Source organism: Lysinibacillus sp. NPDC096212, assembly GCF_044763105.1.
Lineage (GTDB): Bacteria > Bacillota > Bacilli > Bacillales_A > Planococcaceae > Lysinibacillus.
In genome coordinates, this window is record NZ_JBIWFQ010000001.1 from 59,521 (window position 1) to 72,206 (window position 12,686).

13 protein-coding genes and 1 pseudogene are annotated in these 12,686 nt (G+C 37.4%); 2 read left to right on the forward strand and 12 right to left on the reverse strand.

Translation table 11 applies throughout. The features are described from left to right. Positions 1 to 42 precede the first annotated feature (42 nt). The 8 genes from ACIQ7T_RS00310 to ACIQ7T_RS00345 all read right to left on the reverse strand — a co-directional run bounded on the left by ACIQ7T_RS00310 (position 43) and on the right by ACIQ7T_RS00345 (position 7,251). A complete protein-coding gene (locus ACIQ7T_RS00310; protein WP_402868025.1) occupies positions 43 to 1,050 on the reverse strand; it encodes a histidinol phosphate phosphatase domain-containing protein in 1,008 nt (335 codons plus the stop codon). Next, complete coding sequence (locus ACIQ7T_RS00315; RefSeq protein WP_402868026.1) at positions 1,043 to 1,831, reverse strand: DeoR/GlpR family DNA-binding transcription regulator; 789 nt, start codon at positions 1,829 to 1,831, stop codon at positions 1,043 to 1,045. The genes ACIQ7T_RS00310 and ACIQ7T_RS00315 overlap by 8 nt, the downstream gene beginning before the upstream one ends. Next, a complete protein-coding gene (locus tag ACIQ7T_RS00320; RefSeq protein WP_402868028.1) occupies positions 1,828 to 2,829 on the reverse strand; it encodes an ABC transporter ATP-binding protein in 1,002 nt (333 codons plus the stop codon). The genes ACIQ7T_RS00315 and ACIQ7T_RS00320 overlap by 4 nt, the downstream gene beginning before the upstream one ends. Continuing rightward, positions 2,826 to 3,611: an ABC transporter permease gene (locus tag ACIQ7T_RS00325; RefSeq protein ID WP_402868030.1), complete on the reverse strand. Its 786-nt coding sequence runs from the start codon at positions 3,609 to 3,611 to the stop codon at positions 2,826 to 2,828. The genes ACIQ7T_RS00320 and ACIQ7T_RS00325 overlap by 4 nt, the downstream gene beginning before the upstream one ends. Beyond that, complete coding sequence (locus tag ACIQ7T_RS00330) at positions 3,611 to 4,453, reverse strand: ABC transporter permease (RefSeq protein ID WP_402868032.1); 843 nt, start codon at positions 4,451 to 4,453, stop codon at positions 3,611 to 3,613. The genes ACIQ7T_RS00325 and ACIQ7T_RS00330 overlap by 1 nt, the downstream gene beginning before the upstream one ends. 281 nt (positions 4,454 to 4,734) lie before the next feature. Continuing rightward, positions 4,735 to 5,571: an alkaline phosphatase family protein gene (locus ACIQ7T_RS00335; protein ID WP_402868034.1), complete on the reverse strand. Its 837-nt coding sequence runs from the start codon at positions 5,569 to 5,571 to the stop codon at positions 4,735 to 4,737. Beyond that, on the reverse strand, positions 5,561 to 6,649 hold the full coding sequence (locus ACIQ7T_RS00340) for an ABC transporter substrate-binding protein (protein ID WP_402868036.1): 1,089 nt from the start codon (positions 6,647 to 6,649) through the stop codon (positions 5,561 to 5,563). The genes ACIQ7T_RS00335 and ACIQ7T_RS00340 overlap by 11 nt, the downstream gene beginning before the upstream one ends. Before the next feature lie 224 nt (positions 6,650 to 6,873). Then, a complete protein-coding gene (locus ACIQ7T_RS00345) occupies positions 6,874 to 7,251 on the reverse strand; it encodes a 2-oxoglutarate ferredoxin oxidoreductase subunit beta (RefSeq protein ID WP_370075134.1) in 378 nt (125 codons plus the stop codon). A gap of 155 nt (positions 7,252 to 7,406) precedes the next feature. Between ACIQ7T_RS00345 and ACIQ7T_RS00350 the strand changes: the two are divergent. Next, positions 7,407 to 8,235 (forward strand): annotated as a pseudogene (locus tag ACIQ7T_RS00350) (IS1595 family transposase); the annotation flags it as partial. A gap of 62 nt (positions 8,236 to 8,297) precedes the next feature. Continuing rightward, complete coding sequence (locus tag ACIQ7T_RS00355) at positions 8,298 to 8,948, forward strand: hypothetical protein (protein ID WP_402868039.1); 651 nt, start codon at positions 8,298 to 8,300, stop codon at positions 8,946 to 8,948. A 140-nt stretch (positions 8,949 to 9,088) separates the two neighbouring features. Here ACIQ7T_RS00355 and ACIQ7T_RS00360 read toward each other — a convergent pair whose 3' ends face one another. The 4 genes from ACIQ7T_RS00360 to ACIQ7T_RS00375 are packed head-to-tail and all read right to left on the reverse strand — an operon-like array spanning position 9,089 to position 12,685. After that, positions 9,089 to 10,525 carry a sensor histidine kinase gene (locus ACIQ7T_RS00360; protein ID WP_402868041.1) on the reverse strand — a complete coding sequence of 479 codons (1,437 nt, stop codon included), beginning with the start codon at positions 10,523 to 10,525 and terminating at the stop codon, positions 9,089 to 9,091. Further along, on the reverse strand, positions 10,513 to 11,175 hold the full coding sequence (locus tag ACIQ7T_RS00365) for a response regulator transcription factor (RefSeq protein WP_370075136.1): 663 nt from the start codon (positions 11,173 to 11,175) through the stop codon (positions 10,513 to 10,515). The genes ACIQ7T_RS00360 and ACIQ7T_RS00365 overlap by 13 nt, the downstream gene beginning before the upstream one ends. 22 nt (positions 11,176 to 11,197) lie before the next feature. After that, on the reverse strand, positions 11,198 to 11,953 hold the full coding sequence (locus ACIQ7T_RS00370) for a lantibiotic immunity ABC transporter MutG family permease subunit (protein WP_370075137.1): 756 nt from the start codon (positions 11,951 to 11,953) through the stop codon (positions 11,198 to 11,200). Between the two features lie 3 nt (positions 11,954 to 11,956). Further along, on the reverse strand, positions 11,957 to 12,685 hold the full coding sequence (locus tag ACIQ7T_RS00375) for a lantibiotic immunity ABC transporter MutE/EpiE family permease subunit (RefSeq protein WP_370075138.1): 729 nt from the start codon (positions 12,683 to 12,685) through the stop codon (positions 11,957 to 11,959). Between the last annotated feature and the right edge of the window lies 1 nt (position 12,686).

Here is a 12,686-nt window from a genome sequence, read left to right on the forward strand (position 1 = left end):
AAACAAAAAATCACCGAAGATATTCATCAACGGCGACGTTTATTATAGTTCTATATATTGTTTTTCGCGTTGATCAAATCCAACAATCGATTGAACGCCGAAGCTCTTAAGCAAATCTACATTGGCAAATGTATGTTTGCCTAAATCGTCCGGGAAATGCGCATCTGAGGAAACTGTAAAGGCTACACCGTGTTCAATTAAAATTTGCAAGAAACGGGGGCCAGGGCACATTTCCTTTACTGGATAGCGATAATATAAACCGGCATTTATTTCAGTGGTAGTTTGCGTGGTCACAAGTGCCTTTGCAATTCTTTCATACCAAGAGTCAAGAAAAGCCGTGTCCTTCACTTGATAGTCGAACACTTTAAAGTTGTCTAAATGCGCCACAAAATCAAACATATTCGAGATGATCATTTTTTCTACTGTAGCAAAAAATCGTGCAAAGTTTTCCTGTAAGGCTGCTACATCCATGTCCTCAAATATGTATTGTGTTTGAGGATTATCAAAGCCCCAGCCATCGACAAAATGGACAGATCCTATGACATAATCCCACGGGTAACCTTCTAATAATGATGCTAATTCTTCCTCACCATCGACAAAATAATCTACCTCGATGCCAAGCTTTAAGGAAATACCATGGCGACTCCACTTTTCCTTTGCTCGATTAATAGCTGACACAAAATCATCCATGCTTTCCGTCATCACACGATCAAGCCAGTAACGCTGAATTCTACCAACTTCATTGTCATCTAATTGCATATATCGCTCAAAGTATGCTCGCGTCTCCTTGAAACGATAGAGATGGTCGACAATCCCAACCTCGCGCAAACCAAGCTGCTTTGCTTGTTGTAAATATAAATCTAACCATTCTTCACTATAGCACCCATTCTGTAAACGCTTTGATAACTGCTGCATTTGTAGCTCTATAAATGCTTTAGAACCTTTTGTTGCTCCTTCATCTTCATTAAAAAATCTAATTGCCTGAGAAGTACGCTCCAGCCATCGAAATGAATATGGCCCCTCCTCTAAATGTACATGATAATCAATCATCCGATTTCCCTCCATTGCATTCAGTCCACTTTCCCTCATACATTTGCCACTCTAATGGGCAAGATATATCACAAAGAATTTCTGAGTACTCTTCAATGTGACAAATTTGATAAAAGGACTTACCATTTATTTTAGATGCATTTGCTAATAATAAGTTCATCTTGCTACGGTCAAGCATTTTTTTAGAAATTAACGATTCATCCAAATCATAATCGTACACGATACCATCACTTATACCACCACACGATATAAATGCTTTATCAAAATTCATATTTCCTAATAATTCTAATGTCATAGCTCCTGTTACTGAGGATTGCCTTGGATTGGTCGTTCCTCCAAGTAATATAACTTTCCCCGTCATCCGCCGCTCTTCTATAGCCAAATTAAATTGTACAGCTGCAGCGATTGAATTGGTTACGACAGTTATATCGTTGACTGCCAATAAAAAATCTGCAATATGCACAGTCGTTGTCCCTGTATCCACCGCGATAGTATCCCCATCACATATACGACTAGCTGCTAAACGAGCTATATCGCGCTTTGCCTCTTTTTGCATTTGAAGCTTGCGCAAAAATGCTGGTTCATTTCTAACGTTCGTATACTTTACAGCTCCTCCGTGTACTCTCGTTAATAAATGCTGTTGCTCTAGCTCATCAAAATCCCTACGAATCGTTTCTGGTGCCACTTGTAATTCTTCTGCAATATTGGCAACAATAATTTTTTCATCAGCCTCTAATTGTTTTAAAATAAATTCAAAACGTTCAATTTTTGCATATGTCATGATAATGCAATCACATCTTCCCTCGCCACATAGCACACATATTGCTTACCAAGTTCAAACGAATGCCCTCGTTGGTGTAGCTGTTCCATCGTAAAGTGACTTTCACCCTCTAACGTTGTCCGAATAACATTGCCGCTCATTAATGACTGCTTCGCCTCTCCAGTCATACAAACATCCCCCTGCCTCTGATTGAGATGAATGGCTTCTGGTCGAATCGCAAATTTTGAGTATTCTTTTGGCAATGCCTCGCCAATCATTTTCTCAAGGGCTTGACGCGTAAAAACATTGTAATGTCCGATAAAATTAGCGATAAATTCACTTTCAGGGCTTGTATAAATTGCAGTAGGTGTTCCACTCTGTGCAATCATCCCATTATTCATCACAAATATTCTGTCAGAAACAGCCATTGCTTCCTCTTGGTCATGCGTCACTAAAATCATCGTTATACCTAGCTTTTGTTGAATCGCTCGTAAGTCTGCTTGAAGTTTCTTACGAATTTGGGCATCTAACGCACTGAGCGGCTCATCTAACAGCAATACTTTTGGACGTACAATTAGCGCTCGAGCAAGGGCAACACGCTGTTGCTGACCTCCAGATAATTCTTTCGGATATGCATTCGCTTTTTCACTTAAATGCACGATTTCAAGCATTTCTTGAACACGTTGATCCACTTCAGCAGTATTTACTTTTTGCATACGTAAACCGAAGGCTACATTTTCTTTCACTGTCATATTTGGAAATAGCGCATATGATTGAAACACCATACCAACTTGGCGATCCTTTGATTGAACACCATTCATATCCTTGTCTTCTATGATAATTTTTCCCGCAGATGCATCTGTTAAGCCCGCTAATATACGTAGGATTGTACTCTTACCACAGCCACTCGGACCTAAAAGAGTTATAAATTCACCTTTTTCAATCTTCATATTTATATTTGATAAAACCGTCGTTGATCCATATTTTTTATGAAGTCCTTCAATCACAATATAACTCATAGATTTGTAGCACCTTTCGATCGTTTCGTTAATGTTGCAATAGCGAACGTTAATAAGCTCATAAGAACGATATAAATAAAGACAACTGCACTAGCAATATGTCCACTTGTACTAAGCTTCTTCATTAAATAAATTTGTACTGTTTCAAAGCGAGAACCGACAACAAGATTAATCAGTACAAATTCTCCAAAAAGTACGGAAAACGATAATAATGCACCTGCAAATAAGCCTGGGTAAACAGTAGGTAATAATATTTTAGTAAATGCCTGCACTTTCGATGCTCCCAGTAATTGTGCTGCATCTAAAAGCTGCCGTGCATCTACATTCCGTAAACTATTGCGTGTCCCCTGATAAATGTAAGGTAGGATACCGATAACATATGCCCCTAAAACTACGAGAATCATCGGCACACCAAATTTGCTGTAAACACGAATGAGCCCAACTGCTAAAATAATTCCAGGAAATGAATACACCATCACAACAGCCATCTGAATCCATTTTTCGTATTTTGGAAAATACAACACGATCACAAAAATAGCTGGTACGATAACGAGCAATGCAACCACTACAGCCCCACTCGACAATAAAACAGAACGTCCAAACGCCTGTATAAATTCTGCATCCTGAAATAATGTAGCAAGCCATTTAAATGTTAATCCTTCTGGCAAAATGGTCTTATTCCATTTTGTCGCAAAGGCGTAAAGCATTGTTGCAGCAACTGGCAACACTAAATACACCACTAACAGGAGGAAAAATAAATCAGCAAAGCCTCTTTTTTTCACTATAACTTCCTCCTTGTTTTTGAAATGCTCCATTCACTTAACAGCATCGCCGTCACCATCGTTACTGCTAGTATTACAGCAATAGCACTTGCCAGCTCTGGTTGAGCAAAAATATCTCCCTTAATAAGAGAGCCAATACGAATGGCTACTAAATTGTAATTACTGCTAGTTAGCGCATAGGCTGAGGCATACGCACCCATTGCATTGGCAAACAATACGCTAAATGTTCCAACAATCCCTGGAAGCATAACAGGGATCCCAATCTTCATCCAAAACTGCCAAGTAGAAGCTCCCAGTAATGCTGCTGCGTCCTTCCATTGTTGCTGAATTCCATCATAGATTGGGTATAAAAGCATTAAAGCTAATGGTAGCTGAAAATAAATATAAATCAGTAACAAGCCACCCCAGCTATAAAGAGAAAATGATGATAATGTGCCGATACCCCATTTATCGAATAGCAATGTAAAAAGCCCACTATTACCAAGTAATACGATAAACGCAAAAGCTAACGGAATACCTGAAAAATTTGATGTTAAGTTTGTCAGTATTAAAATTTTCTCGCGCACTGGCTCAGAAAATCTCATAATCGCATAAACAGCAAATAGGGTAACAATTAAGGCAATGACTGCCGAAATAACGGACAGTGTAATACTATTTTTAAAGCCTTGTAAAATGTAATCATTCGTTAGTACAGATTGATATTGTGCGAGTGTAAAACCATCACTATTTTGAAAGCTTGTGATGAGCATATACAGTAACGGTACTAAGAAAAATAACAAGACAAGTACTAGAAAAGGAGAAAGCCAGGCAACTGTTTGCCGCTTCGAAATCAAAACAATCACTTCTTTCTTTATTTAATAGCGGCCATTTAGATTAATGTTGATTTAATCACTTTTATCAATTAGAAGAATTATCACCATAGCGTGGGGTTGATTTCCGTTCCGACTGGACGCTTTCCTGGGGTGAGCCGCTTCGCTTCGCTGCAGGGTCTCATCTGTGACGCTGATCCCCAAGGAGTCGCCCAGTCTCCACTCCAATCAACTAATACAAGGCATATGTTTTAAAAATGTCATTACCAAACTTCGATAATGAATCAATTACACACTTGAATAAATAATGATAATTAAACCTTTTTTAAAGAATGCATCCCCTCTATTAACAGCGGAACCATTTCATCAGATGGTTCGATATTCAATAAATGACAGCATAGCGGAGCAATTTGTAACTGTGATACAACCTCATCCTTAACGCCCGCTTTAACATAATTCGAAATAACAAACATCGGTACATGGCGATCTTCAGCTGTTGTGCCTCCATGATTACCATCACTCGTCATCCCATGATCTGCCGTCACAATCACTTCATAGCCTTGTGCAAGACATTTTGGGATAAATAAAGATAATAATGCATCAACTGCTAAAACACGATTTCGATATTGCGCAGAGTCAGCCGTAAATTTATGACCGTCATCATCTACATTCATCGGATGAATATATAAGAAATCTGGTTGCTTTTGATCCATTAGCCAAGCAGCTTCAGCAAATAGATGACTGTCTGGATAGTGATCCTCAAAGTAGAACAGTCCATTCTCAATTGGCAATTGAGTATCTAATTGTAGCCTGTCCTCCATATGCACAAATGGTGCACGATTATATAGCTCACTTACCCAATAATAGGCAGCTGCTGCTGTAGTTAGACCGTTTTCTTTCGCTAAATGAAATAAACTATTTTGCGTGGATAAACGCACTGTCATATTGCTCGTTACTCCATGTACAATGGGGGGTGTCCCCGTTAAAATCGTTTCATATAAAGGTCTTGATAGTGACGGGACCTCTGAGCAAACCTTGTAGCGTGCCGCAATTTTACGTTCAACTAAATGGTGCATAAATCCCATATGGGTACAGGCTGTATCAAAGCGAAGTGCATCTACGACAATTAAAACAACTTTATTATTTTCCATGGATTAATACCTGCTCTTGATATAGTTGTGGAATTTGCTTTGTTGTTTCTTCCCATTTCTTTTGGTCTTTTACTGGCTGTGCATTTTTGTACATGTCCGCAGGTAATAATAGCTTCTGAACATCTTGAGACAATTGAACTTTGTCACGAATTGGACGAGCATAACCCTTTGCTAAATTTTCTTGTCCTGCATCGGATAAAATGTATTCACGAGCTAACATTGCTGCATAAGGATTTTTAGCGTATTTATTAATGATCGTTGCATAGCCTGATGTTACAGAACCTTCTGATGGAATAACGACATCAAAACGTTTCTCATCAATTTGGTGTCGATAGCCAAGTGCATTAAAATCCCATAAGATGGCTACGTCAATTTCGCCTTTTTCTAAATTCGCTACAGTCGGATCTCCTTTTAAACGCCCTTGTTTTGCTAAGTCTGCAAAAAAGTCTATTCCAGGTTGAATATTCGATTCATCGCCACCAAATGCCATTGCAGCTGCTAAAATAGCAAACTGTGCTTGATTCGCTGTTAAAGCATCACCAATGCTGACAGTGTAATCTCCGTTTTTAATGTCCTCCCAAGATTTCGGGGCATTTTTGACGTTGTTTTTATCAGTTAAAAATGAAATGGTTCCAGTGTAACCCACGATCCAATGTCCTTCATCATCCTTTGCCCAGTCAGGTATTTCATCCCAATAAGATGTTTTGTACGGTAATGTTAAACCTTTGTCCTTAGCAATCGGTCCAAAGGCAATTCCGACGTCACCAATATCCGCAGTGGCATCATCCTTTTCCGCCTCAAACTTCGCTAGCTCTTCAGCACTCGACATGTCTGTATCCTTATGCTTAAGGCTATATTCAGTACCAAGATCATCCCAAGTCTCTACCCAGTTAGCCCAAGTATCTGGCATACCGACCGAATTTACAGTGCCTTCTTCTTGTGCTTTTTTCGTCATCTCTTCAAGTGTCAAATCACTTTTCACTTCATTCGCACTAGATGAACCGTCAGAACAAGCTGCCAACATTGAAATTGCTAATGCTCCGATTAGACCTTTCTTCCACAACTTTTGAATTGCCATGAGTTGGAACCTCCATTTGTTTATGTTTGTTTTCATTTGCCTTACAACATTTATGTTAGGAAACAAACATTAAGCAAGTATGGAGGACGTTAAAATATTCAGTAAAAATTATTAAGGAATTATTAATTGAAGGGGGGATTGTAAAAGTTTTAGAGGAGTAAGTAGGAATCTAGTTCTGTATGCGCACGTTTATGTAGCGTTCCAGGACGTGCACATACTCTAGATTAATTTTGTAAACCAAGAAAATCTGCATATGTATGCGGCTCGTTTTCTTTTAAAATTGTTAAAAATGTAAAAGCAAGCTGTACAACTGACCACCATTTCATATTGTAGGACATTTCGAAGCGGGCAGGTTCTAATGTAAAAACATCCTGAAAAATATCAAGTGGATCAATTTTTTCATCTTTTAATATCGAGAGAAAACCTAAAAACAACGTATGGTCCTTGACCTCAATCATTTTTCCATCAACAAGTGCATCAATATTTTCTGGTTGATGAAAATCACATTGTGTCGCAACATACCTTTCTAAATCCTGGGCACGTTGTCTTTCTTCGCGTTCTTTTTTCTTTGCAATAAAATCAATGACGTTATCCACGTGCATCGCCTCTTCTTTTTTTCTTTTATTGTAGCATTTTTTACAATACTATTGCCCGAACACGCTCCCCATTTTTTCCCTTTCCAACAAAAACAAAAAGAATGATATTTTATCAGGTGTGTTAACCAACCATTTTTATTAATTAGGCTCTGTTAAAGAATAAACCTTCCTCTACTGTTGGTGGTCGTCTAATCGATAAATGCGAGAAGCACGTTTTAAAGAAGGCTTTGAATGCCCTCATTGTACTTCTGAACACATTAATAGATTTGGCAAAGCTAATGGTCGCCAACGCTATCACTGTAAGGCTTGTCGTAAAACGTTTACGGATACCACAAATACAATTCTGTTCCGAACTCGAAAAGGAAATGAGTGGATTACTTTTGTTGAATGTATGTTTAAAGGGTATTCCCTGCGGAAATCGTAGGAGTTACTTGGGTATTGGAGACACAAGCTATTAACAGCCCTTAAACAAATGGATTTTGAAAAATTTGACGGTATTGTTGAAATTGACGAGACTTTTTCCTATACTCTGAAAAAGGACGACGTAATATCACGGAACGCAAACCTCGTAAGCGAGGCGGAAAATCTAAGCATAGAGGAATAAGCAAAGTACAAGTCTGTGTTCTTGTCGCAAGAGACCGAACTAAATCCACTGTTTCAAAGGTAGCGTGTATGGGACGTGTTGTGAAAACTAAGGTTGATTCTATGATTGGGTCTAAATTGTCAACGGATAATGTTATTGTTGGAGATACGTTATTAGAGGTTTGTACCATATCCAAAATGTAAACGGACTTCATTCACGACTAAAACAGTGGATAAACCGTTTCAAAGGTGTGGCTACTAAATACCTTGATGCTTGGCTTTTATTTGTCAGATAGTCATAGTAACGAAAGCACGAAGCACAACATCAAAGAGTTTCTATTGACTTCATTTGTTTTTGAAGTGACTGAAACGTATCAGAGTTTACGTTTATCGAAATTTGCTATTTAGTACCTATTAAACTATCGACACAGGTTAATACGATAAAGGACTTATTTAAGGAGGTGAATAAGGTGATAAGAAGTAAAGTAGCACTTATTAGTTCAGCTATTATTTTATGCATATGTACGTATTTATTTTTCCCATTTCCTGATAATGTAATGTTAGGCTCATTGTCTACATTCATGACGTTTCCAATCCGCAATCAAGATGGATATATTGTGCTTGGTATAATTGGTTCAGCTTTGTTTGTAATTGCCATGATTTTACTCATTATTGGCTTAAAGAAATACCACTTTCGAACTGTATTAATCGTTGCAATAGTATATGGATTATTACCACAAATTCTCATTACATTCTACCAAGAAACTTTAGCGAGTGGCATTATCGCAATTTCATATGATGGCAATGGCAAGTGCAATTATGATTCTGTTAGTGAAGATTTATTAAAAGGAGAGTGTAATTTTGTATTACATAATCATAGCAATGAAGTTGTCTCACTTGAGTTAGAATTTTTAGATTCATATTTCATGGATGGAATACGAATGGAATCACTCATGAATTTAGCTGGACCATATAGCATTACTATTGAAGCGAATCATAAAAAATCTATCCAATTGAATGAATTACTCGATGTCTCAGATGTTCCAAAGCATATTGAAGGAGGAACGTCCTTTGACATTCATTTTAAAATAATTGACGATGAGACTACACGAACTTTATAAATATGTCACTTATAATAATATTGTGAAGAGACTCACCTAAGCTAACAGGTGCGTTCAAGAAAACGGGGAACCTCAACAAATGAAGGTTCCCCTAATTACTATTTAAAAAAATCAACATTTAAATTTAACAAAGCCATTAATTAAAGGCTCGTCATCATAGAGTGAGATTGATTTCCGTTCTGGCTGGGCGCTTCTTTGATTAGGATCGGGATTGGGATTGTTATGGTCACTTTACCCCCACCAGCTGATGAATTATTGGAAATTAGCAGTTTTCCACCATGACTCTGAACAATGGACTGGGCAATATAAAGTCCCATCCCATGGTGATCTCCTGCATTTCTGCTTGGATCTCCGCGATAAAATTGTTTGGTAGCCTCATTTAAATCTCTCGGAGAAAATCCACGGCCGCTATCGGTAACGGTAAACTGAATAAAGTCAGAAGCGCTTTGAACAGTTAATGTCACCTTTCCGTTTTCAGGTGTGTGCTCTACAGCATTGGCAATGACATTTAAAATCGCCCGATAGAACCGCTCTTCATCAATCAATATAAATGCAGGAAGCATTTCCTTTTGAACATCCACTTGAAGCCTTTTTTCCAACGAAAGAGCTCTCATTTGATCTTCTACTTCTGTCATCAATGCATCCGTTTTAACATTCGTTTTTTCCCGAACGATATTTTTCTCCATTTTCGATAAATCAATTAGCTCTTTCGTGAATTTTTCTATTTCCATTGTATTTTTTAAAATATAGTCATTATATTCTCTTTGTATATCATCTTGAGCAGTGTCCTGTAAGAGCTCTGCATTCCCTCGAATAATTGTAAGAGGTGTTTTCAGATCGTGGGCAAGAGAAGAAATTTGTTCTCTACGTGCCTGTTCTGATTCCCATTGTTGTTTTAAGGAGATGTTTAGAGCCTCTCTCATTTGCTCAAGAGAAATGGATATTTCATCTATTTCACGTATTCCAGAAGGGCTTATCGTAAAATCCAAATTTTGATTTTGTATTTTTTCAATCGCTTCCTGCAAGCCAAACATTTTTTTCTTAAGCTTTCTTCCGAAATGGATCGCAAGGCCAGTTGCTATAGTTATAACCCCTATAATAAACAATAGAATATCTAACAGTTGTGGATTAGGTAAATACTTCCTCATAATAGCCGAACGATACTGTGGCACTAAATCATACCGTAATATACAAATCTCATTTTCTCGCTCTATAAACGAGTAAAATTGGGCGATACTTTGAGATTGTTCTTTTTTCATTGCATCCCAAGCTTTAAAAGCTTCCTTCTCTGAAAGATTTCCTGCAAGAAGTTTGCCTTCTTTAGAAAAGACTGTGTAATCAACAAGGTCTGGGATCATATCAGCTGTAACTGAACTACTAGACGCAATACGATCCCTTGATAATGAAATTTGAGTTTCTGCATAATTTGCTGGTAATACGATGTTGGTAGAAAGGGCAAACAACGTTAAACTGATTAGTAGTACTACTAACAGAATGGTGCCTAAACTTAGGAAAAGGAGATAACGAAGAAAAAAAGTATGTAGTCTTGTGCCTTTAGTGGGCTTTATTGTCTCCATTTATATCCGATCCCCCAAACAGTGTCAATGGCGTCAACATTAAAAGTATGTAGCTTTGAACGAATATTTTTAATATGCTCAGTAATAGCAGTACTGTCACTTTTCCCATCAAATCCAAAAATAGTTTCATAAATCTTTTCTTTAGAAAACACCTGTCCTCTATTTCGAGCTAGATATTCGCATATTTCGTATTCACTTTTTGTCAGCATTACCTTCTCTTCATTTACAAACAGCTCTTTGCCCGATAGATTGAAGTGAACATTATCTACAAAAAGAATACTACGTCTCTCTCTTTTTTCGCGTCTCAAATGTGCATTCACTCTGGCACGTAGCTCTCCGATTCCAAACGGCTTGATAATATAATCATCTGCGCCAAGACCTAGTCCATACATTAGATCCTCCTCCAACGATTTAGCCGTTAAAAAAAGGATAGGACAATCTACAGCATGACGTATTTGGCCACATAAAGTAAATCCATCAATTTCGGGCATCATCACATCCAATAAAATTAAATCAAAGGCACCAAGATTCATTTTACTTACTTCTGTTGCATCAGAGACTGCCGTTACTAAATGCTCGTCTTTTAGTAATGCATTTTTTATCAATACTAAAATACCTTTTTCATCATCTACTGCTAATACTTTTGCCATATTTCTACCCTCATCATTTTCCCTAACCTTCTGTTTTTCTTCCTTCCCATTTCCAAAACCATAAACAAGATAGGACTAACACTAGCAATGTTCCACAAACTGAAGCAATAATACCTTCCCGTAGTCCTACTTCCACCGTTGATAGGTCAAGCCCTGACGCCTTCATTGTCCATAATGTAACAAAGTGACCACCCCAACCATAAGGTATAAATGACCAAATACCATCACCTAGTCCAGTAAGCAGTAAGGCTACTAAAAGTGATTCCACAATCCCTAACCCGATTGAGGCGCCTTTACCAAAATGAAGACTAACAAAAAAATGTAAAATATATAAAAATGCAAAGCTTACAAATAGAATACATCCAGCTATAAAATAAAATTGATAACCAAAAGTATCTTCATGCAAAAGGTCAATAAAACCAACACTAAAAATACCGACAGACAGTAATATTGCTCCAAAACTATATAATAATAACAATAGTAACTTGCTTAAATAGGCAACTATTTTTGTTTTAGTAGCTGTTAGCATCTCCTGAAAATGTCCTGCAGTTGCTTCTTGCTCAGCTACCATTGCACAAACTAATCCAATAATAATTGGAAACCCGCATGCAACTCCTTGAAGATAAGCCGTTACCCTATCAGTAAAACCCCATGGTGAGTAAGTATAGTATGCTAAAAATATCCCTGAAATAATAATAGGTACAATTAGATGTGTGAGCAAAAATGGTGTTCTTTTTGTTTTAAGAAACTCTGCTCTAAGTAATCTTAACATTACCATACACTATTTCGCCTCCCTTTTTTGAAACCAACGTGCAGTAAAGAAGCTAAGTAATGCAAACCATGCTAAAGCAATTAATATACCTGGAACTATAACCGACATGCTTAATAAAGGGCTACCCTCAGGCACTGGCAGACCATTTGGTAAAATCTCTAATGTTGGACATATTAGTCTTGCTGTAATGGCGTAAGGAACACTATACCAAAAATCCCCAATAGCAAATGCAATCATACCAGCAAGATTGCCGACTAAATTTATAAAAATAGCCATATAAGTTCCTAATTTTGCCGTAAGGAATAAACAAAGTGGAATTTGCCATAAAAACGTTACGAAAATTAACAAACTACCTGTAAGACTATTTATGAAAGAAAAGCTATTACCAAAAAGTATTCCACCAGCAGTAATTCCTGCAAAGAAAATAAGTGAAATTAATAACAACCAGGCACTACATGCAAGTATTTTGCCAAACCAAATCTTCTTCAGATCAATCGGCATTGCGAGAATACTATGATATTTCAATTTAGCATCTTTTTCCACCACTATTGCACAACATATCGTCAGAGCACCTGGTAAGAGCATTGTATACCACCAATTATAAGCACCCTTTTGAAAATAGCTTCCTCCCATTAATAATGCAGTTAGTACTATCCCCACTATGGGTGCTAGCCAAACTAATTTAACAATAAAAGTCTTTTTCCATTTTAATCTTTCAGCCTTCATAATTGATATCATG

Coding starts and splice junctions, on each gene's coding strand:
- ACIQ7T_RS00365 (WP_370075136.1), bottom strand. CDS start 11,175: ATGGCAAAAGTATTAGCAGTAGATGATGAAAAAGGTATTTTAGTATTG.
- ACIQ7T_RS00310 (WP_402868025.1), bottom strand. CDS start 1,050: ATGATTGATTATCATGTACATTTAGAGGAGGGGCCATATTCATTTCGA.
- ACIQ7T_RS00370 (WP_370075137.1), bottom strand. CDS start 11,953: ATGGTAATGTTAAGATTACTTAGAGCAGAGTTTCTTAAAACAAAAAGA.
- ACIQ7T_RS00340 (WP_402868036.1), bottom strand. CDS start 6,649: ATGGCAATTCAAAAGTTGTGGAAGAAAGGTCTAATCGGAGCATTAGCA.
- ACIQ7T_RS00320 (WP_402868028.1), bottom strand. CDS start 2,829: ATGAGTTATATTGTGATTGAAGGACTTCATAAAAAATATGGATCAACG.
- ACIQ7T_RS00360 (WP_402868041.1), bottom strand. CDS start 10,525: ATGGAGACAATAAAGCCCACTAAAGGCACAAGACTACATACTTTTTTT.
- ACIQ7T_RS00345 (WP_370075134.1), bottom strand. CDS start 7,251: ATGCACGTGGATAACGTCATTGATTTTATTGCAAAGAAAAAAGAACGC.
- ACIQ7T_RS00335 (WP_402868034.1), bottom strand. CDS start 5,571: ATGGAAAATAATAAAGTTGTTTTAATTGTCGTAGATGCACTTCGCTTT.
- ACIQ7T_RS00375 (WP_370075138.1), bottom strand. CDS start 12,685: ATGATATCAATTATGAAGGCTGAAAGATTAAAATGGAAAAAGACTTTT.
- ACIQ7T_RS00315 (WP_402868026.1), bottom strand. CDS start 1,831: ATGACATATGCAAAAATTGAACGTTTTGAATTTATTTTAAAACAATTA.